This is a genomic window from Campylobacter sp. US53, assembly GCF_004378995.1.
Taxonomy (GTDB): Bacteria; Campylobacterota; Campylobacteria; order Campylobacterales; family Campylobacteraceae; genus Campylobacter_D; species Campylobacter_D jejuni.
Genome location: NZ_RYYH01000039.1, coordinates 1 through 244, shown reverse-complemented (window position 1 = coordinate 244; position 244 = coordinate 1). Strand labels below are relative to the sequence as shown.

The following is a 244-nucleotide window of genomic DNA, read 5'->3' as shown; positions in this document are numbered from 1 at the left end:
AATTTAAGCTTTGTTTTGATTATTAAAAAGAAGTAAAAGATTTAGTGTTTATTATACCTGGTCTTGGTGGAGATTAGGATGAAAATTACCGTGAACACTTAGCTGAATTTGTAGCAGGCGAATTTAATGTGGCTGTAGCAAGTGTGAATTATCATTGTATTGGTAATAGTCCTCAAACAGGCTCTACTTTTTATTTATATTATATAGACAAGCTTATTTTAAAAGCAAGTTGTGAAGCTGTGGA

Annotated in this window: 1 pseudogene; it reads left to right on the top strand. The window is 31.1% G+C overall.

Annotated features, from left to right (window positions below):
• Positions 1 to 98 precede the first annotated feature (98 nt).
• Positions 99 to 244 (top strand): annotated as a pseudogene (locus ELQ05_RS08605) (DUF2920 family protein); the annotation flags it as partial.